The organism is Kitasatospora sp. NPDC048545 (assembly GCF_040651155.1).
In the GTDB taxonomy this organism is placed as follows: Bacteria; Actinomycetota; Actinomycetes; order Streptomycetales; family Streptomycetaceae; genus Kitasatospora.
In genome coordinates this window covers 67,165-91,641 of the sequence record NZ_JBEZIQ010000009.1, presented here as the reverse complement: position 1 = coordinate 91,641, position 24,477 = coordinate 67,165, and the positions used below count along the sequence as shown (strand labels likewise).

Sequence of the window (24,477 nt, the reverse complement as noted above, 5' to 3'; positions counted from 1 at the left end):
CAGTCCAATCTTCCGGTCGGGGACGACCTGGGGCCGGTCAGAGCGGGATCTCGTCGACGTACGCGTCCGGCTCGTCGACGGCCGCCTCGATGAATGCGGCGAGTTGACGGACCATCACGGCGGCGCGTTCGGCCGAGATCCGTCCCCGGGCGTGGACCAGGCGCGCCTCGTACCCGGTGGTGAACGGGAAGACCTCGAACTTGAGGTCGTAGTGCGTGTGGCGTGGGGGGAACTGGAGGACCTGGACGGTGCGGCCGTCGGCCTCCCGCCGCCAGGCCGGCATGTTCTGGAACACGAAGAGGTTCTGGAAGACCGGCAGCCGGTCGGCGCCGCGGGCGCCGCCGAGCTCCGCGACGATCCGCTCCATCGGCACGACCGAGTGCCGGGCCCCGTCCACCACGGCGGTCCGGGCACGGTCCAGCAGGTCGAGGAAGGTGGCGTCCTCGTCGACCTCCAGGCGCTGCGGGACGGTGGTGATGAAGTTGCCGGCCATCCGGTCGGTCCACTCGGGCGTCCGGTTGGCCATCGGGGTGCCGACGACCACGGTCTCCTGGCCGCTGATCCGGGCCAGCCAGGCGGTGTACCCGGCGAGCAGCGCCATGAACTCGGTGACCTTGCGCTCCCGGCACAGGGCGCGCAGCCGGTCGTCGAAGCCGGGCGACCAGGTGAGGTCGACGCTGTCGGCCGGCACGCTGAGCGCGGCCGGGCGCCGCGCGTCGGTGGGCAGGTCCAGGCCGTCCGGCGCGCCGGCCAGGGTGGTGTGCCAGTGCCGCAGCGACTCGTCGACGGCGGCGCGATGCTCGGGCCCGGCCTCGTGGCCGCGCTGCCAGGCCGCGTGGTCGACGATCTGCCGGCGCTCGGGCGCGGCCGGCTCGCCCCCGGTCAGCAGGGCGAGCAGGTCCTCGGTGAGCAGCGACCAGGTCCAGCCGTCGGTGATGATCTGGTGGGTGGCCACCACCAGCAGCTGGTCGTCGGCGCCGAAGCTGACGCCGCGGACGCGCAGTGGTGCTCCGGCGCTCAAGTCGAAGGGACGGTCGGCCAGTTCGGCGACCTGTGTGCGGGTCAGCCCGCCGGGGTCGGCGCCGGCCGGGGCGTCCGTCCATTCGAGCCGGGGGCCTGCCGGGGCGATGACGGCGTGCGGCTCGCCGTCCACGGCGGTGTACCGGGTGCGCAGCACCTCGTGCCGCTCCAGGAGTCGGGCGAAGGCCTCGGTGACCTGCTCCCTGGTCGCACCGGTGATCCGGAACGCGCTCGGGGCGCTCATCGCGGTGCTGTCCGGCTCCAACTCCTGGAGGAACCACAGGCGTTCCTGGGCGTGGTTGGGTCGCAGCACGCCGTCGCGCGGGACCGGATCCGGCAGCTCCTGCGGGCGGTGGCCGGCGTCCGCGACCAGCGCCCGCAGCCCGTCCAGGGTGGGGCGGGCGAGGAAGTCGGCGACCGGTACCCGTGCGCCGAGCTGCTCGGCGAGGTCACCGAGCAGTCGGACCGCGTGCAGCGAGGTGCCGCCGGCCTCGAAGAAGTGCGGCAGGCGGCTGCCGAGCACGGTGACCCAGGCCCGCTCCACCGGCTCCAGTCCCTCGACGGCCGGGGCGCCGGCGGGCGCCGGCTCCACCAGCGGGCGCAGCGCCGCGACGTCGGCCTTTCCGTGTGCGGTCCTCGGGATCGCGTCGACGGCGGTGAGGGTGGCCGGGATCGAGGCGGCGGGCAGCACCCGGGCCAGGTCGGCGCGCCAGTCCTCGTGGTCGGCGCCCGCGGCCGGGACCGCGACGGCGGCGAGCCGGGCGGTGCCGGCGGTGTCGGTCTGCGTCAGGACGACGCACTCGTCGAGGTAGGGCAGGGCCAGCAGGGCGGCCTCCACCTCGCCGAGTTCGATCCGGACGCCGCCGATCTTCACCTGGCGGTCGTTGCGGCCGTGGTAGAGGTAGGCGCCGTCCGGCCGGCAGGAGGCCAGGTCGCCGGTGCGGTACATCCGCCGCTGCGGGTCCGCCGGGTGCGGGACGAAGCGCTCGGCGGTGAGCTCCGGCCGGTTGAGGTAGCCGCGGGCGACCCCGACCCCGGCGATGCACAGCTCGCCGGTCGCACCGACGGGCAGCTCCGCGCCGTGCTCGTCCATGACCAGCAGCTCGACGCCGCTGATGGGGCGGCCGATCGGCACCGGCTCGTCCAGCGGGCGGCCGGGCTCGCACTGCCAGTGGGTGACGTCCACGGCGGCCTCGGTGGGGCCGTAGAGGTTGTGCAGCTCGACGTGCGGGAGACGCTCGAAGAAGCGCTGGGCGAGGTCCTGGCCGAGTGCCTCGCCGCTGACCGTCACGGCGCGGAGCTCGGGGCAGGCGCCGGCCGGCAGCCGGCGCAGGAACTCGCGGAGCATGCTCGGGACGAAGTGGGTGACGGTCACCCGACGGTCCGTCAGGAAACGCCGCAGGTAGTCCGGGTCGCGGTGGCCGTCCGGTTCGGCGAAGGTGAGCTGCGCCCCGGTCAGCAGGGGCCAGAGGAACTCCCACACCGAGACGTCGAAGGTGTACGGGGTCTTCTGGGCGACGACGTCGGCGGGGCCGAGGCCGAAGCGGTCCTGCATCCAGCGCAGCCGGTTGACGATCGCCGCGTGCTCGGTCAGCACGCCCTTGGGGCGGCCGGTGGAGCCGGAGGTGTAGATGACGTACGCCAGGTCGGTGGGCCCGGCCGCGTCGATCGGGGCCGTCCCGGCGTCGGTGTCCCACGCGTCCCCCGGGGCCAGGCAGGGAGTGCCGTCCGAGAGCGCGCCGAGCCGGGCCGGGTCGCCGGTCAGGACCGCGACGGGAGCGGCGTCCCGGAGCAGGTCCCGGATCCGGCTGTCCGGGTCGGCGGTGGCGAGCGGCAGCCAGGCGGCGCCGGCCCGGAGCACCGCCACGATCGCCACGGCGAGGTCCACCGAGCGCTCCAGGTGGAGTGCGACGATGTGGCCCGCGGCGGCGCCGGCCCGGACCAGTCGGACGGCCAACGCGGCCGAACGGCGGTCCAGTTCGCGATAGTCGATCACCTCGTGGCGGTCCGACACCGCGGCGCGGTGGGGCGTCCTCCGGAACTGCTCGACCAGCAGGGTGACCAGGGTGGTGGTGGATGAGTGCGAGTGCTGAATCGGCCCCGACCTGGAACCAGGCACGGTGAATCCCTCTCCCCCGTTGATTGATTGTGCATCAGCTCATCGAGCGGAGCGAACAGTTGTCGCTGAATCGGCTCGGAACGCTTCCAATGCTCCCTGAACACTTGCATGCTGAAAGGCCGTTAGGAAGATCGATCCCGACGTGAGCTGCGTCACACCTGGATGTCATGTTCGCTGCTAAGCTCGCCGGTCGCAGACGATAGGATCGGTTCATCCAAACGCCACGGAATAGGGGGAGTTGGCGTGTGTGGACTTGCGGGCTTTGTGGGCCCACGGCATGATCCGCGGTGGGCGCGCGAGAGGCTTGAGGCCATGGCCGCGGTGATCGGACACCGCGGTCCCGACTCACAGGGCTTCCACGTCGACGAGACCGTCGCCTTCGCGTTCACCCGGCTCGCCATCAGGGACTTGGCCTCCGGCGACCAGCCGATGTACAACGAGACCCGTGAGATCGTCGCCATGACGACGGGCGAGATCTACAACTACCGACAGCTGCGTGAACTCCTGGTGGCCCGCGGTCACACTTTGCACACGAGGTGCGATGCCGAGGTGATTCCGCACCTCTACGAGGAGTTCGGCCGGGACTTTCTCGGCAAGCTCGACGGGCAATTCGCGATCGTCCTCTTTGACTACCGCGAGAACCTCTTTTTGGCAGCTCGTGACCATTTCGGTGTGACGCCGCTCTTCTACGCCCACAGGGACGGCGGACTCGTCTTCGGGTCCGAAATCAAGGCCATGCTGGAACACCCGGCCGTCGAACGCCGGGTCGATCTGATCGGGCTCGACCAGGTCCTCACCCTGCCCGGTCTGGTTAGCCCACGGACCATGTTCGAGGGCGTTCACAGCGTTCCGCCCGGCACCGCCGTGGAGTTCCGCCCGGGCGACCGGCCCAAGACCTGGACCTACTGGGACCTGGCCTACCCGCGTGCCGACGTCGAGCTCGAACGCCACGACGAGTCCTACTACGTCGACCGGGTCGAGGAGTTGCTGATCCGGTCGGTCGAGAAGCGGCTGCAGTCCGACGTGGAGGTGGGCTTCTACCTCAGCGGCGGACTGGACTCCTCGCTGATCGGCGGCATCATGCGGCACCTGCTGCCGGACGCCGAACTCCGTTCCTTCGCGGCCGCGTTCCCCGAGCGCGAGCTCTCCGAGAGCGACTACCAGCGGCTGATGAGCGACGTGCTCGACACCACCCACCGTGAACGCCTCGTCCACGACGAGGAGATCGGCGCTCGGCTGCGCAACGTGGTGTGGCACGCCGAGTGCCCGCTCAAGGAGTCCTACGACTCCGCCGCGAACGCGCTCTCCGAGGCCGTGCAGGAGTCCGGCGTCAAGGTGGTGCTCACCGGCCAGGGCGCCGACGAGTTCTTCGGCGGCTACATCGGCTACCGCTTCGACCACCTCCGCCGGGCCCAGCCGGGCGCGGTGGTCTCCACCGACCTCGCCGAGGCCAGGCTGCGGGCCCGGCTGTGGGGCGACGAGAGCTTCTTCTACGAGCGCAACGACGTCGAGTTCCGGTCCGTCAAGGCCGGCCTCTACTCGGCCGCGATCCGTGAACACCAGCTCGCCATCGACTGCCTGGAGCACCCGCTGGTCGACCCGGAGCGCCTGGCCGGCCTGCACGACCTGCACCGCCGCTCCTACCTGGACCTCAAGCTCCGGCTCGGGGACCACCTGCTCGCCGACCACGGCGACCGGATGACCTTCGCCCACTCGGTCGAAGGCCGCCACCCCTTCCTCGACCGCGAACTCGTCGAGTTCCTGGCCACCGTGCCACCGGAGCTGAAGCTGAAGGGCCTGGAGGAGAAGTACCTGCTCAAGCAGGTCGCGAGGAACTGGATCCCGGGCCGGATCGTGGACCGCGAGAAGTTCGGCTTCACCGCCCCGGGCAGCCCGCACCTGCTCCGCCAGGACGACCCCGCCATCGAGGCGCTGCTCTCCCGCGAACGCATCGAGGCCGACGGCTACTTCGACCCGGACCGGGTGGAGCAGCTCGTCCGGCAGTACTCGACCCCCGGGTTCCGGATCAACGTCCCGTTCGAGACGGACCTGCTGATGACGGTCATCACCTTCAACATGCTCCTCGACCTGTACGACCTTCCGGCGCACACCGCCTGACGACCGCGCCCACCCGGCGCCGACCAGCACCCCACCCGGACCACAACGCCGAGGGAACCCCGATGCAGTACAGCGACCCGACCAAGAGCCTCACCGAAGGCCTCAGCGACTTCCTGTCCGGCGCGGACGGCACGCTCGCCCTCGCCCGGATCCAGACCCTGGGCCAACCGACCACCCGATCCACCGAGTTGACCGCCCCCGTGCCCGCCGCCGACGTCGTCGGGGTCTGGCGCCACGAGGACGGACTGCTCCGGCGCGACGCCGAGCGGAGCGAGGAGTGGCGCTACTGGTCGGACCTGACCGAGATCCCGCTCGCCGCCGGGCGCAGGGTGGCCGTCCTCGGCGAGTCCGCCACCCGCGGCTACTTCTTCGACCCGGCGTACTCCCTGGCGAGCCTGGTCGACGCCCGGCTCACCGCCGGCCAGGCCGACGTCCTCGACCTCGCCCGCACCAACTGCTCGCTCCCGCAGCTGCTGCGCACCGCCGCCGAGGCCTGCGCGCTGGGCGTGGACGCCCTGGTGGTGCACGCCGGGAACAACTGGAACAACGTCGACCCGACGCCCACCGAGCGCCACGAGCTGGCGGCCCTGATCGCCCGGGGCGGCTTCCCGGCCGCCACCGGGGCCTTCCGCGAGCTGGTCGCCGACGTCGCCGCGAACGCGCTCGACCTGCTGCGGGAGATCGCCGGGCAGACCCCCGTCGTGCTGGTGGTCCCCGAGTTCAACCTGGCCGACTGGGTGGACGAGCCGATGCTCGACTGCCCGGCGCTCCCCGACGGCCGTCAGGCGCGCTGGCTGGAACTCCGCCAGGAGGCCGAACAGGCCGTCGAGGAGGGCCGGTCGGAGCACGCCCGGACGCTGGTCGCGGAACTGCTGCAGCTGGACGGTGGCAGCTCGCCGGTCACCCACCGGCTGGCCGCCCGCTGCGCCGGGACCCCCGACGCGGTGCTCGACGCGCTGGCGGCGGCCCGGGACTCCGTGGTCAGCCCGTTCGCGGTGCACTCCCCGCGCACCCTGGCCTCCGTCCAGAACCTGCTGCGCGAGCGCGGCGAGAAGTCCGGCTTCCGCGTGGTCGACCAGCGGGACCTCTTCCGGGAGGCGCAGCAGAGCCCGCCCGGGCGCCGGTTCTTCCTCGACTACTGCCACCTCAGCTTCGAGGGCCTGCAGCGCACCGCCGTCGCCGTCGCGGACACCCTCGCCGAGGTCCTGGGCCTGACCGTCGAGCGCGCCGTACCCGTCGAGCCCGCTGCCGACCGGCTCGCCCTGGCGCACTTCCTCGCCGCGGTGCACAACGCCCACTACGGGCAGGGCGAGGAGATCCTCCGGTACCACGTGGCACGGGCCCTGGACACCGACGTCGCCGTCGCCGAGCGGATCGAGGACTACCTCGACTACCAGACCCGGCGCGCCCCGAACTGGATGTGCTCCTCCTACGAGCGCTCCGCCCAGGACCCGTCGGTGGCCCGCTACCTGGTGGTCGGCGACGGCCGGCTGAACGGCAAGCTGGCCGACCACGTGCTGCGCGACGTCATGCTGGACGAGCTGGAGCGGCACGGCCGTCCGGTGCGCGAGCGCCACCTGGAGCTGCTGGTGGCCGAACACGCCTCCGGCACCGACCTGTTGGCCGATCACGCGCTGGCCGCCACGTTCAACGAGCGGTGCGAGACCGCCTTCGCCCGGCGGGTCGCCTACCTGCGCGCGCACGCCCCGCTGACCAGCTCGACGCTGGTGCTGGCCGAGCCGGCCGAGCTGACCGTCGAGGTCACCTGGCGGCTGCCCGGCGGGACCGCCTCCACCGGCGTCCGGCTCCGCGTCAACGGCGAGGAGGTGGGCGCGGCCGAACTCGGCACCGACTGGAGCTCGGACGCCTTCACCGTCCGGGCGGACCTGCTGCGGCGCGGGCGCAACACCGTCGAGATCCACTGGCCGGTCTCCGGCGACGGCCACGACGCCGTGCTGCTCGACGCCGCGGCCCGGCTGGAGTCCGGCGAGACCGTCCCGTGCCACCCGGTGCACGGCCACGTCCACGACTGGTCGGTCCGCCCGGTCGGGACTGTCGGCGCCCGGTGAGCGCCGGCCCGGGCCTGTGGGCACGGCTGAGCTCCACACTGATGCTGGAGCGGCGCGAGACCAGGCTGCTGCTGGCCAGCGCCACCGCCGACTCGTTCGGCACCGGCATCTTCACGGCCACGTCCGTGCTGTTCTTCACCCAGGTGCGCGGCTTCGACGTCACCTCGGTCGGCCTCGCCATCTCGCTCGGCAGCCTGTGCGCCTTCGTGTTCAGCCCCCGGATCGGCAAGCTGGCGGACCGGGTCGGGGCCAAGAAGAGCCTCATCACGCTCTTCCTGATCCGGGCCGTCGGCTACGCGCTGTACCTGCTGGCCGACCGGTACTGGCTGTTCGCGGTGCTCGCCTGCGTGGTCACCACGGCCGACCGGTCGAGCCCGGCGATCAACATGACCGTGATGGGCCGGCTGTTCGAGGCCAAGGAGCGGGCGACCATCCTGGGCACGATGTACACCGCGCGCAACGGCGCGGTCGTGCTCGGCTCGCTGGCCGCCACGCTCCCCGTGGTCACCGGCTCCACCTGGCTGTACATGGTGGGCGTCGCGATCAACGCGGCCTCCTTCATCGCCGCGGCGGTGGTGATGTCCAGGCTCCGGGTGCCCGAGCCCGCCACCGCCGACAACGGCGGGAAGCGGGAGCGCGCCGCCGGTCCGTCCCCGCTGCGCGACCCGCGCTACCTGGCGATCACCGTCGTCAACGGCGTCTCCATGACGCACAACACGATCCTGTCGCTGGTGCTGCCGCTGTGGGTCACCCAGGCCACCGACGCGCCCAGTTGGGGCCTGACCACGCTGCTCGCGCTGAACGGCGCGCTGGCGATGGCCGCCCAGGTGCCGGTGAACCGCAGGTTCGCCGACTTCGCCGCGGCCCTGCGCGCCCCCGTGTTCGGCGGGGTGGCCGTCTTCGTGGCCTGCGCGGCCTACGCCCTCTCCGGGGAGGTGTCCCAGGGCTGGGCGGCGTTGGCGGTCCTGGTGGTCGCGATGGTCGCGCACACGGCGGGGGAGTGCCTGTTCATCGCCAGTACGCCGCTGTCGTACGAGCTGGCGCCGAAGGAGTCGCTGGCCCAGTACCTGTCGTTCTACAACCTGGGCCGGGTCGGGCAGGACCTCGTGGGACCGGCACTGATCGTGGCGCCGCTGGTCAAGCACGGCACCCCGCTCTGGCTGCTGATCGGCGTGCTCGTGCTGGCGGCCGGCCTGGTGCCGCGGGCGGTGCTCGGCCGGCACCACCTCGCCACGGCCGAGGAGACGGCCGGATGACCGCCGTGAGCGCCGTCGCCCTCGGGCAGCCGGACACCGTCCGGGCCCGGCCGTCCGCGGGGCCCGCGGACGGCGTGGGCCGTGCGGGGGCCGGGGGTTCCGCGGGGTCCGACGTCGTGGGCGACATCGTGGGCGTGCTCGGCGGAATGGGGCCGGCCGCCACCGCGGACTTCTTCGCCAAGCTGGTGCAGGAGACGCCCGCCGCCAGGGACCAGGAGCACCTGCGCACCCTGGTGTGGTCGGACTCCACCGTCCCCGACCGCACCGCGGCGATCCTCGACGACGGACCCAGCCCGCTGCCCCGCCTGCGCGAGGGGGTGCGGCTGCTGGAGTCGGCCGGGGTCACCCTGATCGCCATGCCCTGCAACACCGCCCACGCCTACCTGCCGGAGCTGCGGCGCGAGTCCGGGGTGCCCGTCCTCAGCATGATCGACGCCACCGTGGGGCGGCTGCGCCAGGCGGAACCGGACGTCACCCGGGTCGGACTGCTGGCCACCACCGGGACGCTCGTCGCCGGGCTGTACCAGGAGGCCCTGCGCGCGTGCGGCATGACGGCGGTCGTCCCGGCGCCGCTGCTCCAGCAGCGGTGCGTCACCCGGGCCGTCGGGCTGGTCAAGGCGGGCCGGCTGGAGGCCGCCGGGCAGAGCCTCGAACCGGCCGTGCGCAACGTCGCCGAAGCCGGCGCCCAGATCATCGTCGCGGCGTGCACCGAACTGCCGCTGGTCCTCGGCCACCGGGCCGGGGACCTCCCGGTGTTCGATCCCACCACGGCGTTGGCCCAGGACGTCGTCGCCCTCGTACGGCGCCGTCCGCAGAACGATCACACGAAGGAAGAACTATGACAAAGCGCGTCTGCCTGGTCTCTCCCAAGCCGCCGATCATCCAGCGGGCCAGGCAGCTGAAGCTCGACGTGGTCTGCGTCTACACCCCGGAGGAGTTCCGCACGGTGCCGGTGGACGCCGTCGAGGGCGAGACCTGCCTGGTGCTGCGGCACCGGGAGGACCCGCGGGCGATGGTGGAGGCGGTGCGGGCCCTGCACGCGCAGGCCCCGTTCAGCGCCGTCTTCACCGTTCAGGAGGAGGGCGTCATCGCGGCCGCCCTGCTCAACGACGCACTCGGGCTGGCCGGCGCGCACCCGGAGACCGTGGCGCTGCTGACCGACAAGTGGCGGATGCGGCAGCGCACCGCCGAGCAGGGCGTCAGCGCGGTGCGGGCCGCCATCGGCACCACCCTCGCCGACATCGCCGAGTTCGGTGCGGCCGTGGGCTACCCGCTGATCGCCAAGCCGGTGGGCGGCTCGGCGAGCCTCGGCATCCACAAGATCGAGGACCCGTCCGAGGCCGGGCGGGTGCACGCCGCGCTCGTCGAACTCGGCCTGGACCGCTTCCTGTTGGAGGAGTACCTGGAGGGCCCGGAGATCAGCGTCGACGCCCTCTCCACCGGGGGCCGGCACGTGGTGATCGCCGTCGCGGACAAGATCACCGGGGCCGGGTTCATGGAGTACGGCCACTCCATCCCGGCCGCGCTGGACGCCGGACTGGAAGCCGAGATCGCCCGGACCGTCGGCGAGTTCCTGGACTCCGTCGGCCTGCGGGACGGCCTGTCGCACACCGAGATGAAGCTCACCCCGGCCGGGCCGAAGGTGGTCGAGGGCCACAACCGGCGCGGCGGCGACCGCATCAACACCATGACCGAGCTGGTCTACGGGATCGACCTGGAGGGCGTCGGCCTGGCCGTGGCGGTCGGCGAGCGCGAGCCGGTCACCGAGCGCCCGGCCGCCAAGCTCGGGGCGGCGGTCGCCTTCTTCGAGGCCGAGCCGGGCCGGCTGCTGGCCGTCGAGGGCGTCGAGGAGGTCCGCAACCACCCCGCCGTCGTCGAGTTCCACGTGCAGTTCCAGGTGGGCACGGTGCTCCCGCCGGTGCGCTGGTCGCCGGACCGGGCCGGCTTCCTGGTGGTGACCGCCGAGACCGGCGAGGCGGCGAGCGCGCTCGCCCGCTCGCTGGCCGCCCGGGTGCGGTTCGTCACCGAGCCGGTCGAGGACGCGGCCGACGACGTGAGCCGGCACCGCGACCTGCTGACGGAGCTCGACCAGGCCGGGTACGTCGACACGTTGAACGCGGAGCGCTGAACCGTCGGCCGGCTGCCGGCCCGCCGTCCAGGACACCCGGAGCCCTGGACGGCGGGCCGGCCCCGGCCACGGCGGGCGGGCGCGGGCCGGTGCGCGCCCTGCTGCCGTTCGTGCGCCGGGTGCGGCGGCCCGCCACCCCGTGAGGCCCGGGACACGGCGCGTGAGGAGGCTCCGTCCGAGGTCAGGGGCACTTTGCCGAATCTTGAAGAAATGGCGGCGGGCCTGGAACCATGGAGTGCGGCCGCACGTCGAAATCCACGGGTGATCGGCCGGGGGGACAGGCCGCCCGGCACGTTACCCTGCCCTGAGGGGGAGCGGCGTCGTGCCGCCATCGGACAACTGCCGGGACCGGCGCGCTGCTCCACGGGGAGCGCGGCCGGTCCCGACCTGCCACGGAGGTGCTGGCCTTGCACATCGACGCCTGGATCGAGGGCATTCCACCGACCGCGGTGTACGCCGTGGTCGGTCTGATCATCCTCATCGAGTCGCTGGGCATCCCCTTGCCCGGCGAGATCGCCCTGGTCACGGCGTCGCTGATGGCGGTCAAGGGCGTGGTGAGCCCGTGGGGCGTCGCGGGCGTCGCGATCGCCGGTGCGATCATCGGCGACTCGATCGGCTACTCGATCGGGCGCAAGGGCGGCAAGCCGCTCTTCGAGAAGCTGGGACGCAAGTTCCCCAAGCACTTCGGGCCCTCGCACCTGGCCACCGCCGAGCGGTCGTTCCAGAAGTGGGGCATGTGGGCGGTCTTCTTCGGCCGGTTCATCGCCCTGCTGCGGATCTTCGCCGGTCCGCTGGCGGGTGCGCTGAAGATGCCGTACTGGAAGTTCCTGATCGCCAACGTGCTCGGCGGCGTGGTCTGGGCCGGCGGCACGACGCTGCTGGTCTACAAGGTGGGCAAGAGCATCGAGCCGTGGCTGGCCCGCTTCTCCTGGGCCGGTCTGGCGGCGGCGATCGTGATCGGCGGCCTGTCGGCCTGGATCATGAAGCGCCGGGCCGCGAGGACGCACGCCAGGATCGAGGCCGAGGAGGCCGCCGCGGCCGCCGCCACGGTCGCGAAGACCACGGTCGCGGAGTGATGTCCGACTGACCGCGGACCGACCGCGGACCGACCGCGAACCCCGCACCGGGCGACGGAGAACGACCAGCGACCGCCCCCGGAGCCATCGGGCCCCCGGAGTAGCATCGGCCGAGTACCTGCCGATCTTGCACTCCGGAGGGCCCGATGACATTGCAGCCGACCTGGGACGCCGTGGACGCGTACTTCTCCGAGCAGCTGGTCGGGCACGACCCGGTGCTGGAGGGCGCGGCGGCCGCCGCCGACGCGGCCGGGCTGCCGAGGATCGCGGTGGCCCCCAACCAGGGCAAGCTGCTGCACCTGCTGGCACTGACCCAGGGCGCGCAGCGGATCCTGGAGGTCGGCACGCTCGGCGGCTACAGCGCGATCTGGCTGGCCAGGGCGCTGCCCGCGGACGGCACCCTGATCACCCTGGAGATCGACCCCCGGCACGCCGAGGTCGCCCGGGGCAATCTGGCCGCCGCCGGGCTGGCGGAGGTCGCCGAGGTCCGGCTGGGCCGGGCCGCCGACTCGCTGGCCGCGCTGGTCGAGCAGGGCGGGGAGCCCTTCGACCTGGTCTTCATCGACGCGGACAAGCCGAGCAACCCCGAGTACTTCCGCCGGGCGCTCCAGCTGACCCGGCCGGGCTCGCTGATCATCGTCGACAACGTGGTGCGCGGCGGCGCGGTCGCCGACGCGGACAGCACCGACCCGGCGGTGGTCGCCACCCGCGCCCTGCACGAGCTGATCGCGGCGGAGCCCCGGGTCACCGCGACCTCGGTGCAGACGGTCGGCAGCAAGGGCTACGACGGGTTCACCCTCGCCCGCGTGCGGGGCTGAGACCAGGGCCGTGGGCACGTGCGGGGCCGGGCGCCACGCACCACCGGGCAACACAACGAACGGAGACATCGTGCGGATCGGACTGCTGGGCACCGGACCCTGGGCGGAGCGGGTGCACGCGCCCGTGCTGGCGGACCACCCCGGAGTGGAGTTCGCCGGCGTCTGGGGCCGCCGCCCGGAGGCGGCCGAGGCCCTGGGTGCGGCCCACGGCGTGCCCGGGTACGCCGATCTGGACCGGCTGCTCGCCGACGTCGACGCGGTCTCGGTCGCCCTGCCCCCGTCAGTGCAGCCGGGCCTGGCGGTGCGCGCCGCCGAGGCCGGCTGCCACCTGCTGCTGGACAAGCCGGTCGCGCTGACGGTGCCGGACGCCCGGGCCGTCGCCGAAGCGGTGCGCGAGCACGCGGTCGCCTCGGTGGTGTTCTTCACGGTGCGCTTCGGCGGCCCGCAGATCCCGTGGCTCGACGAGCAGGCGGCCCGGGGCGGCTGGTACACCGGCCGCTCGGACTGGCTCGGCTCGGTGTTCGCGCCCGGCAGCTCCAGCCCGTACGCGGCCTCGCCGTGGCGCCTGGAGAAGGGCTCGCTGTGGGACGTCGGCCCGCACGCGGTCTCGGTGCTGCTGCCGGTGCTCGGTGACGTCACGCAGGTGACGGCGGTGGCCGGTCCGCTGGACGCCGTGCACCTGGTGCTGCGGCACGCCGGCGGCGCGTCCAGCACGCTCGCGCTCAGCCTGACCGCGCCGGTCGCGGCGGGCGGGACGGGCATGGAACTGCGCGGCGAGCACGGTGTGGTGCACCTGCCGGAGCGCGGCGAGGGCCCGCTCGCCGCCCTGCACCGGGCGCTGGGCGCCCTCCGGTCCGCAGCGGCCACCGGTGAGCCGCACCCGTGCGGGGCCGACTTCGGGCTGCGGGTGGTGGAGATCCTCGCCGCGGCGGAGCGCTCGCTGGCGGGGGGCGGGCCGGTGGAGGTCTGAGACCGGCCGGTCGGGGCCGACGGGCCGGACGGCCGGTGAGAGCCGCTCAGGCCGCTCACACCGGCGGCAGCGGCGGCCCGGAGGCCGTCGGGCGGCGGTCGGTGGGGCGGGTCGGCGGGATGACGGGCGCGCGGAAGTCGCGCGGGCCGGTCCAGAGCGCCGGGACGGCATCGCTGCGGCGGGCCAGTTCGTACGCCACCGCCTCGTAGTTGACGCGCCAGCCGTGGAAGTGCGCCCAGGCGTCCTCGACCGGGCGTTCGCGCGGGAAGCCGGCCGCGGTGATCATCGCGACCGCGCCCAGGAACTCGGCGTAGCTCAGCCGGATCGGGACGTCCGGGTCCGGGTCGGGGTCGAAGTCGATGCGCAGCGAGCGGGCGATGTCGCGCATCGCGGTGAACCCGGCGCGCAGGACCAGCCGGGCCTCGGGCGGGGAGGTGCGCGGGCACAGGGCGAGGTGCAGCGCGGCGGCGTCCATCACCGAGATCAGGCCGACCACCCAGCTCCGGTTCGGCTGGGGGGAGCGGAAGGACAGCAGCACCGGGTAGTTGGAGTGGCTCTCGCCGATGTCGGCGGCCAGGCGCTCCCAGTCCCGGTACAGCTGGGGCAGCGCGGTCTCGGTGTCCACCAGGGACTGGCGGGCCAGCAGTTCGGGGCCCCAGGCGGGCTCGCCGGCCCGGGACTGCAGCAGCGTCACCTCGGTCTCGCGGCGCTGGTAGGCGGCGTAGAGGGTCGGCAGGTAGGAGATCTGCAGGGCGATCACCAGCGGGCCGCTGGCGGCGGCCATGAAGTCGATCGCGGACAGGTGCAGGCGGTCCCCGCTCGCGAAGCCCAGGGTGAAGAGACTGGACCCGGCCTCGCGGATGGCCACCGTCCAGTCGAGCTGGGACGTGCCGTGCAGCAGCAGCGTGTAAGCGGTCAGCATCCCGCTGAGCCACACCGTGAGCATGCCCAGCAGGACCAGCGGCGCCAGCCAGGTGAGCGCCCGGTCCTGCGCGCGGTAGCCGCCGATCGGCGCGGCGGAGAGCCGGAGGACGGCGCGAAGGACCGTCCAGAGCCGGTTCACCAGGGACGAGTACAGCCCGCGCGGGACGACCAGGGTGCGCAGGATGCTGCCGACGACCAGCAGGAGCAGCAGCGCACCGATCACGGTGTGGATCAACCTCATGGCGCCATTCTGGCGGTCCGCGGGGCCGGCTGCGCCGGAGGTGCGCTCCCGCCGGGCCGTCGACCGGTGGCGGCTGACCTGACGTCACACGCGATATGACCATGATCACACCGATTTTCTGCGGCCCCGGCACGCCTCCCGTGACGTATCCCTACGGGGGGTTTGTCCACGAGCGAATCGGAGAGCGGACCGTGCGTGCACAGCGAGCTGGCGGGGCCGAGCAGGAGAAGTCCGGACGCCGACGACGGCGACCGCTGCGGCGGATCGACTACCCGCGCCGGGGCCGGGGCCGGATCCGCCGCTGGCTCCCGTCCTGGCGGCAGCTGCTCTCCGCCGCGGTGCTGGTGATCGTGCCGCTGACCGGCTGGCTGGCCTGGTTCTTCGCGACGACCGAGGTCCCGGACGACCTGAACGCGTTCGCCACCCAGCAGAACAACGTCTACTTCTGGGCGGACGGCACCGAGATGGCCCGGGTCGGCGAGACCAACCGGCAGGAGGTGCCACTGGACCAGGTGCCGAAGCCGGTGCGGGGCGCCGTCCTGGCGGCCGAGAACGCGACCTTCTACTCCGATCCGGGCGTCTCGCTCAAGGGCATCGGCCGCGCGGTCTGGCAGATGGTCTCGGGCGGCGACACCCAGGGCGGCTCGACCATCACCCAGCAGTACGTCAAGAACATCTACCTGAACCAGCACCAGGACTACTCGCGCAAGCTCCGGGAAGCCGTCATCGCGATCAAACTGGACGACCGGATGACCAAGGGCGACATCCTGGCCGGCTACCTGAACACCAGCTGGTTCGGCCGCGGCAGCTACGGCATCGAACGGGCCGCGGCCGCGTACTACGGCAAGGACGTCTCGCAGCTCGACCCGAGCGAGGGCGCGTTCCTGGCGGCGCTGCTGAAGGGGGCCGGGCAGTACGATCCGGCGCTGAGCCCGGAGAACCGGGAGCGGGCCGAGGAGCGGTGGTCCTGGATCCTGGACCGGATGGTCGAGGTCGGACAGCTGTCCGCGGCCGAACGCGCCCGCTACACGGTGTTCCCCGAACCGAAGCCGCAGCCGAAGTCGGCCGGCCTGGGCGGCCAGGTCGGGTACCTGGTGGACATGGCCAGGTCCTACGTGGAGACCCACAGCGACATCACCCAGGCCCAGCTGGACCTCGGCGGCCACCAGATCGTCACCACCTTCGAGAAGCCGAAGGTCGAGGCGCTCGCCGTCGCCGTCCAGGAGGCGACCAGGGGCCTCGACCCCGACAACCGCGAGGTCGACAAGCTCGTGAAGGTCGGCGCCGCGTCGGTGGCCCTCGACGGGAGGATCGTCGCGCTCTACGGCGGCCCGAACTACCTGAAACAGGGCTACAACAACGCCAACACCTCGACCGTACCCGTCGGTTCGGCCTTCACCCCGCTGGTGTACGCCGCCGGGCTCAGCCAGGGCGTGCAACGCGAACGCGGCGGCAACCGGACCCCGGTGACACCCGCCACCCCCTACAACGGCGACAACGGCGTGAACGTGATGACCCCGGAGGGGCCGTACTGGGGGAGGGACGGCAAGATCGCCAGGACCGCCAACGACGGCAAGCGCAACTGGGGGCCGGTCACCCTGCGCGGTGCGGTCGAACAGTCCGTCAACGGGCCCATGATGCAGCTCGGCATGGACATCGGCCTCGACCGGGTGCAGAAGACCGCCACCGACCTCGGCCTCCTCCCCGGCAGCATGGGCGAACTGGTACCCGCCTTCGGGGTCGGCAACTCCACGCCCAGCGCGATCAGGACCGCCGACGCGTACACCGCCTTCGCTACCGGTGGCAGCCGCACCGACCCCTACTCGGTGCTCAGGATCACCCGCAACGGCGCCCCGCTCGCCCTGCAACTGCCGACCGCCGCACAGGCGTTGCCCGCGCCCGTGGCGGGCGAGGTGGACTCGGCGCTCAAGGGCGCGGTCCGCAACGGGAGCGCCGCGGCGGTGGCGGAAGCAGGCCCGGACCTGGCCGCGAAGCCGGGCACGACCGCGGACCGCACCGCGGGGTGGACCGTCGGTTACAACGGGCAGCTGTCGACGGCGGTCACCGTGTTCCGGGCGGATCTGCGGGACATGAAGCTGCTCCCGCTGGAAGGCGTGGGCGGCGCCGCACCGGACACCCCGGACTCCGCGCTGCCGACGCGGATCTGGACGTCCTACATGAAGGCGGCGGGAGGGCGGTAGACGCCGGCCCGGGCGGCCGCGGAACCCGCGGCCGCCCGGGCCGGTCGTTCACTTGACCAGGCGGGACCAGTCGGCAGGCTGGCCGGGGTCCAGCTGGCGCAGCCTGTCGAGCACCTTGGGGTCCTGGGCGTCCAGCCAGTCGGCGACCTGGCGGAAGGAGACGCAGCGGACGCCGTCCCGCTTGCAGACGTCCTTCATCACGTCCTCGACGGCCTGCATGTAGATGCCGCCGTTCCAGTCCTCGAAGTGGTTCCCGATGAAGAGCGGGGCCCGGCTGCCGTTGTAGACCCGCTCGAAGCCGGCGAGGTAGCTGTCCCTGGTCTCCTTCTCCCAGGTGTCGAACTTCTTCGAGTCGCCCTTGGTGGTGTTCCCGGACTGGCCGGCGAGGAAGTTGAAGTCCATGGAGAGGCTCTGGGCGGTCCTGCCGGGGTAGGGCAGCATCTGCAGCGGGAAGTTCCAGATGCCCTCCTTCCTGACCGGCCAGACCTGGAACTCGCCCGGGGAGCTGGCGTCGTAGCGGAAGCCGGTGGCCTTCTCGGCCGCGAGGAGGTTCTTCTGGCCCTCCAGGCAGGGGGCGCGGCCGCCGACCAGTTCCTTGGTGTAGTCGAAGGGGAGGGGCGGGAGGTCCTTGAAACCGGTGTTGGTCTTCCAGTTGGTGACGAAGGAGACCGCCTGGTCGAGTTCGCTCTTCCACTCGTCGGTGGACCAGTCGCCACCGCCGCCGCTCTGGGGGCCGCAGAAGTGCCCGTTGAAGTGGGTGCCGATCTCGTTGCCGTCCTGCCAGGCCAGGCGCAGCTGCTCCAGGGTGTCCTTGATGTGGGCGTTGGTCGCGAAGTCGATGGACGCGGCGCCGACGTCGTGCTGCGGGGGGTGGTAGAGCGTCCGCTTCGACTTGGGCAGGGTGTAGATGCCGCTCAGGAAGAACGTCATCTGGGCGTTGTTCTGCGCGCCCAGCGTGCGGAAGCGGGAGAACAGGCGGTCGTCGCCCTCCAGTGCGCCGTCCCAGGAGAAGACGACGAACTGCGGCGGCTTCTCGCCGGGTTTCAGCTTCTCCGGCTTCGGCTGCTTGGGCTGGGGGCCGGTGTCCGAGGTGGAGCCGTCGCCGAGCACCTTGACCTGGCCGTCCCAGGTCGGGGTGGGGGCCGGGGCCGGGGCGGGTGCCTCGGCGGGGTCGTCGGTCGGGGCATCGGGGGTGGGGCTGGAGGGTGTGGTGCCGGCGGCGCTCGGTCTGTCCCCGGCGTCGGGCCCTCCCGTGGCCAGGACGAGGGTCGAGAGGACCCCCACCGCCGCCAGGACGGCCGTACCCCGAGCAGTCCGCACCGTGCCCCCATTTCTCTGACAATCGGTCAGGTGGTGTTCGTTAATGATCCTTACTGTGTGAGCATCAGAACACTTTCGACCGATGTCTGTCGAGGCGGGAGCCGGTCCGGTATAAAGGCCCGTTCAGAATTGAACCGCCCTACGTGTCACGATTCATGACGGACCGAAGGTTGCGTGCCGGAAGGCCGAAGCGGCAGCGACGGTGCAGAAGCGGCTGATCCGGTCGGAGGAGCCCGGAACGCGGAGGAACCCATGGCGCTCGCGATCCCAGAGCCCCCAGCACTCCAGCGCCACGAAGTGCGGGCTTCTGGAGTCGATCACGCGGATCTCGAACCCGGAGGGGTGGGCGCCGGTGGGGTCGGTGCGGCCGGTGGGATCGGTGCGGCCGGTGGGGTCGGCGGGGAGGTCACTCATCGCCGGGTCGCCACCCGGACCGTGGTGCGGGAAGACAGGACTGTCAGGCATGGGAAAGGGCCTACGATCGGTGGCAGGTGGACGCGCTGACCAGAGCGGCTTCCCTTGACCTGATTCGCAAGGCCCGAGAGGAACTCCGACCCATGAGCCGCCAAGACCTGTCCCGCGCCTCCTGGTTCAAGTCGTCGCACTCAGGTAGCGGCGGTTCCTGCGTAGCGGTCTCGCCGGACTTCCCCGGCGTCGTTCCCGTCCGCGACTCGAAGGATCCGGAAGGGCCTGCCCTGGTGCTCCCGATCGCCGCCTGGCGGTCCTTCGTCGCCGCGGCCGCCGCCGGTGAGTTCGGCGACGTCTGACAGCCGCCGCACGGCAGGGTGCCCCCTGACGTCCACGACGATCCGCGAATGGCAGGTACCGCCTGATGTCCACAGCAGAGCCGGCAGAAGCCCGCATCGACGACGCGGGCAACGTCCTGGTCGCGCCTTCGGCCTTGCACGGCGATGACCCGATCAGGGACTTCTTCGGGTCCACGATCACGCCGGAGGAGCTCGCCTCCGGTGCGCCCGACCTCGCGCACAAGACCGTCTACCTGTGCGGCGACCTGTCCGGGATCAGCGGTCGCCACCTGCGGTCGGCCGCCCGGGTGTTCGTGATCCGGGAGCTGTCGCACGGTCACCGCGAGGACGTCGACGACGCCTGGACCCTCGTCGACCTCGGCCGGGTGCCCGTCCGGGTGCACGGCGTCGGCGTGTACTACCCCCGCTTCTTCGGACCGGACACCGACCACTTCGGACGGATCCGCGCCGAGCACGTGTTCCAGTCCCTGACGGAGTCCACCAAGCCCGGATCGGCCCACCGCAGCGGAATCTACCTGACGCCCGTCACGCGCGACGGCGACGACCTGCATTTCCGCCTGCTCCGGTGCTCCACGAACCTCTCCGGGCCGACCGAGGGCTTCGGCCCGACGGACACGCGCATCGTCGAGGCCCTGAACGGCGAGGCCGCCACCGTCTTCCGGAACCAGGCGCCGCTGAACCACGTCCTCGCCCAGATCTACCACAACACCCGGGCCACGGAAGGGCGCAAGCAGTCCAAGGCCAGGATCTCCGCGCACGCCGACAAGACCAAGGACATGCCCGTCAACGGCATCATGGCCTTCTGCACGTTCTACGACCGGCTCGACGGCCTGCAGCCCCTGGCCGAGGACGCCTTCGACCGCGGGGTGAAGGGCGTCAGCGGGCTGACCAGGATCCGGTTCCGCCTCAAGGACCCATCGGTGCAGCGCGACGAGGCCGCGCTGCCCGCGCAGTTCACCCTGACCCTCCATCCCGGCTCCGTGTTCTTCATGCCGCTGTCCACCAACCGCCTCTACACGCACGAGATCCGGCCCTCGGTGCTGGACGCCGAGCTGCTGCCCACCCGCCTGGGGTACGTGGTGCGCTGTTCGAGCGCCGAGGCCGTGCACAAGGACGGCGACACCTTCCTCAAGGCGGCCGGAGGCCTGGTGAAGCTGGGGCCGCCCACGCCGGACGGCATGGACGAGCTGCGCAGGCTGTACGCCGAGGAGAACCGGACCTCGTCCTTCATCGACTACGGCGACGAATTCCTCTTCAGCATGAACACGGGAGACTACGGTGCCCCCCGAATCTAGGATCCGCGACGAGATCCGCTCGTACGCCGTGCCGACCGAGGAGGACCTCTTCGCGGCGCTGTCCGCGTCGACCCGCTGGGAGGACGTGGGAAAGGGCCGGCGGGGCGCCGTCCTCGTCGGGGTCGACGAGGCGGGCGGTGTGCCGCTGGTGCGCACCACCACCCGGTACGGCAGCCCGGCGCAGCGTTTCCGGGCGGTGCACGAACGGCTGGCGCGGCAGGTCCAGGAGTGTGGGGCGCTGCCGGTCGGGTGCAACAACGCCCTCATCGAGAGGTACACGAACGCCTACACGACCATGGGCGGCCATTCCGACCAGGCCCTCGATCTGGCCGACGGGTCGTTCATCGCCGTCTTCTCCTGCTACCGGCATCCCGAAGCGGGCCCGCCACGGAAGCTGATCTTCGAATCGAAGGAGTCGGGGGCCGGCGGCGAGAAGTTCGAGATCCCCCTGGCCCACCACGGTGTCGTGGCGTTCTCCGTCGACACGAATCGGCGACTCAGGCACAGGATCGTGCTGGGGGCGCCCGGCGGGGCGGCGGACAACGAGTGGCTGGGCGTGACGTTCCGGACGTCGAAGACCCTGGTGCGGTTTCGCGACGGACACGCGTACCTGCCGCAGGGCGCGCGCCTCACGCCGGCCGACGACGAGCAGAGCCACGAGTTCTACCGGCTGCGGCGCCGCGAGAACCGCGAGACCGACTTCGTCTACCCCCCGCTGACGTACACCGTCAGTGGGAGCGACCTGATGCCGCCCGTCTGAGCCCGGACGGAGGCCGAAGGCCCGCCGGTCCGGGCCGCGAGGCCGCGCCGTGAGCGCCCCCCGAGCCGGTGCGGCCCGGGGGGTCGTGCCATTGACAGGAGGGATCCCCCGGCTGAATGCTAAGCAAGCGCTTAGTCAACGATCTGCCGTCCCCGAGGAGCCGTCCGATGCCCGAGACGCCCGTCGACCCGCCCGGCCTGGACCTGGGCCGGCTCCGGATCCACCTGGACCGGGGGCTGCCCGGGGCCGTCCGGGGCCCGCTGCGGGCCGAGCTGATCGAGGGGGGCCGCTCCAACCTCACCTACCTCCTCTCCGACGGCACGTCCCGCTGGGTCCTGCGCCGCCCGCCGCTCGGGCACGTCCTCGCCACCGCGCACGACATGGGCCGGGAGCACCGGGTGATGTCGGCCCTGCGCGGCACCGGAGTGCCCGTCCCGCGAATGCTGCTGATCGACCACGGCACCGACGTCCTCGGCGCGCCCTGGTACCTCATGGAGCACGTCGCCGGCACCGCGCACCGCGACGCTGCCCCGCTGGCCGCCCTCGGTGCGGAGCGGGTGGCCGCCCTCGGCCGCCGCCTGGTCGACACCCTGGCCACCCTGCACCGGATCGACCCGGCCCAGGTGGGACTGGAGGACTTCGGCCGCCCCGACGGCTACCTGGAGCGCCAGTTGCGCCGCTGGTCCCAGCAGCTCGCCGCGTCCCGCAGCCGCGAGCTGCCCGAGACGGACCGGCTGCACGCCCTGCTCGCCGAACGGCTGCCCGTCTCCCCGGCGCCCGCCCTCGTGCACGGCGACTACCGCCTCGACAACGTCCTCGTCGACGACGGCGACACGATCACCGCCGTCCTCGACTGGGAGATGTCCACCCTCGGCGACCCGCTCACCGACATCGGCCTCCTGGTGATGTACACCGAACTGGCCGGCGTCGGCGGCGGCATCATCCCCTCCGCGATGACCGCCCCCGGCTTCCCGAAGCCCGACGAGATCGTCGCCCGGTACGCCGAGGCGACCGGCCGCGAGGCCGCCGACCTGGACTGGTACGTCGCCTTCGCGTCGTTCAAGCTCGCCGCCGTCGCCGAGGGCATCTTCTTCCGCTTCCAGCAGGGCCGCACCCTCGGCGCGGGCTTCGAGCGCGCCGGCGAGATGGCCCCGGTCCTCGCCCGCCACGGCCTGAGCACCCTCAAGGAGAACTGACCGATGGACTTCGCGTACGACGCCCGGACGAACGAGCTCCGCGCACAGCTCCTCGCCTTCATGGACGAGCACGTCCACCCCGCCGAGGCTGTCCTCGCCGCCCAGCTGGCCGACCCGGCCCGCGCGCCCTGGGCCGTCCCGCCGGTCGTCGCCGACCTGCAGGCCGAGGCCCGCAAGCAGGGCCTGTGGAACCTCTTCATCCCCGGCGAACACGGCGCCGGCCTCACCAACCTGCAGTACGCCCCGCTCGCCGAGATCACCGGCCGCAGCCCCCAGCTCGCCCCGCCCGCGCTGAACTGCGCGGCCCCCGACACCGGCAACATGGAACTGCTCGCCCAGTTCGGCAGCGCCGAGCAGCGCGAACGGTGGCTCCGGCCCCTCCTCGACGCCGAGATCCGCTCCGCCTTCGCGATGACCGAACCGGAGGTGGCCTCCTCGGACGCCACCAACATCGCCACCCGGATCGAGCGGGACGGCGACGAGTACGTGGTCAACGGCCGCAAGTGGTACATCACCGGCGCGATGAACCCGGACTGCCGGATCCTCATCGTGATGGGCAAGACCGACCCCGCCGCCGAGCCGCACCGCCGGCAGAGCATGGTGCTCGTCCCGCGCGACACCCCCGGCGTGACCGTGACGCGCGGCATGACGGTCTTCGGCTACGACGACGCCGACCACGGCGGCCACGCCGAGGTGCTGTTCGAGGACGTGCGGGTCCCGGCCGTCAACCTGATCGGCGAGGAGGGCTCGGGCTTCGCCATCGCCCAGGCCCGGCTCGGTCCGGGCCGGATCCACCACTGCATGCGCGCGATCGGCATCGCCGAGCGGGCGCTGGAACTGATGTGCCGCCGCGCCGCCGAGCGGGTCGCCTTCGGCAAGCCGCTGGCGGAGCAGGGCGTGGTCCAGGACTGGATCGCCGAATCGCGGGTCCGCATCGAGCAGTTGCGCCTGCTGGTGCTGAAGACCGCCTGGCTGATGGACACCGTCGGCAACCGGGGCGCGCACACCGAGATCCAGGCGATCAAGATCGCCACCCCGCGCACCGTCGAGTGGATCCTCGACAAGGCCGTCCAGGCCCACGGCGCCGCCGGCGTCAGCCAGGACACCCCGCTCGCCCAACTCTGGGCCGGCAACCGCACCCTGCGCCTCGCGGACGGCCCGGACGAGGTCCACAAGCGCTCCCTGGCCCGCCGGGAGCTGAAGCCGTACCGCCGGTAGGCCGCCGGACGTCGGGGCCCGGCGGCGGGTGTGGGCGGGGCCGGTGCCGGGGTAGTCCCCGTCGGGGGGCTCCCCGCCCGGCCCTTTCCCCGACTCTCGCGAAAGGCACCCGCCCATGGCCCTGGACGTCGTCGACGCGCAGATCCACCTGCACCGCACACCGGACGCCGAGCAGACCCTCGCCGCCATGAACGCGCTGGGCATCCGGGCGGCGGTGATCGACGAGTTCGCGGGCTTCGACGCGGACACCGGCCACCCCGAACCGGCCGTCGCCCTCCCCGAGGCCCGCGCGTTCCGGCCGACCGCGCCCGCTGCCGAAGCGGCGGCGGCCCGGTATCCGGAACGCTTCGCCTACCTGCTGCGCGTCCACCATCGCGACCCCGAACTCGCCGCCGGCATTCGGGCGGTGGCCGAGGCGCCGCACGCCCGCGCGGTGCGGATCGTCGCCGCCGGGGACGGGGACCTCGGGCAACTCGCCCGGGGCGACTACGGGCCGGTGTTCGACGCCGCCGCCGACCACGGTCTGCCCGTCTTCGCGATGACGGCGCGCAACGGCCACCTGCTGCGCCCCTACGCGAAGGCCCACCCGGACACCGCCGTCGTCCTCGACCACATCGGCATGCCGGCGGACGACGGGGAGTTCCAGGACGTGCTCCGGCTGTCGGACCAGCCCAACATCCTGGTCAAGTGGGCCCACGGGCCCGAGGTGTTCGGCACCGACGAGTACCCCTTCACGCCCGCCCTCGACCGGCTGCTGGACGTCCTGGCCGCCTTCGGCCGCGAGCGCGTCATGTGGGCGAGCGACCACACCACGATCACCGGTGACCACAGCTGGGCCGACGAGCTCTTCGCCCTCCGGGAGAGCGGCCGGCTCGGCGCCGAGGACAAGGAGTGGCTCCTCGGCCGGACGGTGCGCACCGTCCTCGACTGGCCGAGCCCCGATCCCGGCGTCCGGTGACGTGCGCCGACCCGTAGGGGTGT

General features: G+C 72.5%; 19 protein-coding genes. 15 read left to right on the top strand and 4 right to left on the bottom strand.

Annotated elements, in window-relative coordinates; all coding sequences use genetic code 11:
- Positions 1 to 37: 37 nt before the first annotated feature.
- Complete coding sequence (locus AB0D10_RS11450) at positions 38 to 3,139, bottom strand: amino acid adenylation domain-containing protein (RefSeq protein WP_360254369.1); 3,102 nt, start codon at positions 3,137 to 3,139, stop codon at positions 38 to 40.
- Between the two features lie 162 nt (positions 3,140 to 3,301).
- Here AB0D10_RS11450 and asnB point away from each other — a divergent pair, with 162 nt between their 5' ends.
- The 8 genes from asnB (at position 3,302) to AB0D10_RS11410 (ending at position 13,574) form a co-directional block, all read left to right on the top strand.
- Positions 3,302 to 5,257 carry an asparagine synthase (glutamine-hydrolyzing) gene (gene asnB / locus AB0D10_RS11445; RefSeq protein WP_360254367.1) on the top strand — a complete coding sequence of 652 codons (1,956 nt, stop codon included), beginning with the start codon at positions 3,302 to 3,304 and terminating at the stop codon, positions 5,255 to 5,257.
- Between the two features lie 62 nt (positions 5,258 to 5,319).
- Positions 5,320 to 7,326: a hypothetical protein gene (locus AB0D10_RS11440; protein ID WP_360254365.1), complete on the top strand. Its 2,007-nt coding sequence runs from the start codon at positions 5,320 to 5,322 to the stop codon at positions 7,324 to 7,326.
- The gene (locus AB0D10_RS11435) at positions 7,323 to 8,582 is read left to right on the top strand and encodes an MFS transporter (RefSeq protein WP_360254363.1); all 1,260 of its coding nucleotides are present in this window, start codon (positions 7,323 to 7,325) and stop codon (positions 8,580 to 8,582) included. Before AB0D10_RS11440 ends, AB0D10_RS11435 begins: the two co-directional genes overlap by 4 nt.
- Entirely contained in the window at positions 8,579 to 9,424 is an 846-nt protein-coding gene (locus tag AB0D10_RS11430) for an amino acid racemase (protein ID WP_360254361.1), read from the top strand. Before AB0D10_RS11435 ends, AB0D10_RS11430 begins: the two co-directional genes overlap by 4 nt.
- On the top strand, positions 9,421 to 10,710 hold the full coding sequence (locus tag AB0D10_RS11425) for an ATP-grasp domain-containing protein (protein ID WP_360254359.1): 1,290 nt from the start codon (positions 9,421 to 9,423) through the stop codon (positions 10,708 to 10,710). Before AB0D10_RS11430 ends, AB0D10_RS11425 begins: the two co-directional genes overlap by 4 nt.
- 407 nt (positions 10,711 to 11,117) lie before the next feature.
- A complete protein-coding gene (locus AB0D10_RS11420; RefSeq protein ID WP_360254357.1) occupies positions 11,118 to 11,786 on the top strand; it encodes a DedA family protein in 669 nt (222 codons plus the stop codon).
- A 146-nt stretch (positions 11,787 to 11,932) separates the two neighbouring features.
- Positions 11,933 to 12,604: an O-methyltransferase gene (locus AB0D10_RS11415; RefSeq protein WP_360254355.1), complete on the top strand. Its 672-nt coding sequence runs from the start codon at positions 11,933 to 11,935 to the stop codon at positions 12,602 to 12,604.
- A 70-nt stretch (positions 12,605 to 12,674) separates the two neighbouring features.
- Complete coding sequence (locus AB0D10_RS11410) at positions 12,675 to 13,574, top strand: Gfo/Idh/MocA family oxidoreductase (RefSeq protein ID WP_360254353.1); 900 nt, start codon at positions 12,675 to 12,677, stop codon at positions 13,572 to 13,574.
- A gap of 55 nt (positions 13,575 to 13,629) precedes the next feature.
- Here the strand turns inward: AB0D10_RS11410 and AB0D10_RS11405 are convergent, their stop codons facing one another.
- A complete protein-coding gene (locus AB0D10_RS11405) occupies positions 13,630 to 14,739 on the bottom strand; it encodes a hypothetical protein (protein WP_360254351.1) in 1,110 nt (369 codons plus the stop codon).
- Between the two features lie 191 nt (positions 14,740 to 14,930).
- On the opposite strand from AB0D10_RS11405, the gene AB0D10_RS11400 reads away from it, so the two are divergent.
- On the top strand, positions 14,931 to 16,940 hold the full coding sequence (locus AB0D10_RS11400; RefSeq protein ID WP_360254349.1) for a transglycosylase domain-containing protein: 2,010 nt from the start codon (positions 14,931 to 14,933) through the stop codon (positions 16,938 to 16,940).
- 48 nt (positions 16,941 to 16,988) lie between these two features.
- On the opposite strand, the gene AB0D10_RS11395 is transcribed toward AB0D10_RS11400, so the two are convergent.
- Both AB0D10_RS11395 and AB0D10_RS11390 read right to left on the bottom strand, forming a co-directional pair.
- On the bottom strand, positions 16,989 to 18,224 hold the full coding sequence (locus AB0D10_RS11395; protein WP_360254347.1) for a hypothetical protein: 1,236 nt from the start codon (positions 18,222 to 18,224) through the stop codon (positions 16,989 to 16,991).
- Between the two features lie 189 nt (positions 18,225 to 18,413).
- A complete protein-coding gene (locus tag AB0D10_RS11390; protein WP_360254345.1) occupies positions 18,414 to 18,725 on the bottom strand; it encodes a hypothetical protein in 312 nt (103 codons plus the stop codon).
- 92 nt (positions 18,726 to 18,817) lie between these two features.
- On the opposite strand from AB0D10_RS11390, the gene AB0D10_RS11385 reads away from it, so the two are divergent.
- From AB0D10_RS11385 to AB0D10_RS11360, 6 genes are all read left to right on the top strand, one after another.
- Positions 18,818 to 19,027: a DUF397 domain-containing protein gene (locus AB0D10_RS11385; RefSeq protein ID WP_360254343.1), complete on the top strand. Its 210-nt coding sequence runs from the start codon at positions 18,818 to 18,820 to the stop codon at positions 19,025 to 19,027.
- A 65-nt stretch (positions 19,028 to 19,092) separates the two neighbouring features.
- Positions 19,093 to 20,322, top strand: coding sequence for a hypothetical protein (locus AB0D10_RS11380; RefSeq protein ID WP_360254341.1), 1,230 nt, complete (start codon positions 19,093 to 19,095; stop codon positions 20,320 to 20,322).
- Positions 20,306 to 21,082 carry a hypothetical protein gene (locus tag AB0D10_RS11375; protein ID WP_360254339.1) on the top strand — a complete coding sequence of 259 codons (777 nt, stop codon included), beginning with the start codon at positions 20,306 to 20,308 and terminating at the stop codon, positions 21,080 to 21,082. Before AB0D10_RS11380 ends, AB0D10_RS11375 begins: the two co-directional genes overlap by 17 nt.
- Before the next feature lie 167 nt (positions 21,083 to 21,249).
- Entirely contained in the window at positions 21,250 to 22,278 is a 1,029-nt protein-coding gene (locus AB0D10_RS11370) for a phosphotransferase family protein (protein ID WP_360254337.1), read from the top strand.
- A gap of 3 nt (positions 22,279 to 22,281) precedes the next feature.
- Positions 22,282 to 23,496: an acyl-CoA dehydrogenase family protein gene (locus AB0D10_RS11365; RefSeq protein ID WP_360254335.1), complete on the top strand. Its 1,215-nt coding sequence runs from the start codon at positions 22,282 to 22,284 to the stop codon at positions 23,494 to 23,496.
- A 115-nt stretch (positions 23,497 to 23,611) separates the two neighbouring features.
- On the top strand, positions 23,612 to 24,454 hold the full coding sequence (locus AB0D10_RS11360; protein ID WP_360254333.1) for an amidohydrolase family protein: 843 nt from the start codon (positions 23,612 to 23,614) through the stop codon (positions 24,452 to 24,454).
- Positions 24,455 to 24,477: the final 23 nt, after the last annotated feature.

Bases quoted from the DNA above. Each gene is read 5' to 3' on its own strand.
- asnB (WP_360254367.1), top strand. From the start codon at position 3,302: ATGTCATGTTCGCTGCTAAGCTCGCCGGTCGCAGACGATAGGATCGGT.
- AB0D10_RS11440 (WP_360254365.1), top strand. From the start codon at position 5,320: ATGCAGTACAGCGACCCGACCAAGAGCCTCACCGAAGGCCTCAGCGAC.
- AB0D10_RS11430 (WP_360254361.1), top strand. From the start codon at position 8,579: ATGACCGCCGTGAGCGCCGTCGCCCTCGGGCAGCCGGACACCGTCCGG.
- AB0D10_RS11425 (WP_360254359.1), top strand. From the start codon at position 9,421: ATGACAAAGCGCGTCTGCCTGGTCTCTCCCAAGCCGCCGATCATCCAG.
- AB0D10_RS11415 (WP_360254355.1), top strand. From the start codon at position 11,933: ATGACATTGCAGCCGACCTGGGACGCCGTGGACGCGTACTTCTCCGAG.
- AB0D10_RS11405 (WP_360254351.1), bottom strand. From the start codon at position 14,739: ATGAGGTTGATCCACACCGTGATCGGTGCGCTGCTGCTCCTGCTGGTC.
- AB0D10_RS11390 (WP_360254345.1), bottom strand. From the start codon at position 18,725: ATGCCTGACAGTCCTGTCTTCCCGCACCACGGTCCGGGTGGCGACCCG.
- AB0D10_RS11385 (WP_360254343.1), top strand. From the start codon at position 18,818: ATGAGCCGCCAAGACCTGTCCCGCGCCTCCTGGTTCAAGTCGTCGCAC.
- AB0D10_RS11380 (WP_360254341.1), top strand. From the start codon at position 19,093: ATGTCCACAGCAGAGCCGGCAGAAGCCCGCATCGACGACGCGGGCAAC.
- AB0D10_RS11370 (WP_360254337.1), top strand. From the start codon at position 21,250: ATGCCCGAGACGCCCGTCGACCCGCCCGGCCTGGACCTGGGCCGGCTC.
- AB0D10_RS11365 (WP_360254335.1), top strand. From the start codon at position 22,282: ATGGACTTCGCGTACGACGCCCGGACGAACGAGCTCCGCGCACAGCTC.
- AB0D10_RS11360 (WP_360254333.1), top strand. From the start codon at position 23,612: ATGGCCCTGGACGTCGTCGACGCGCAGATCCACCTGCACCGCACACCG.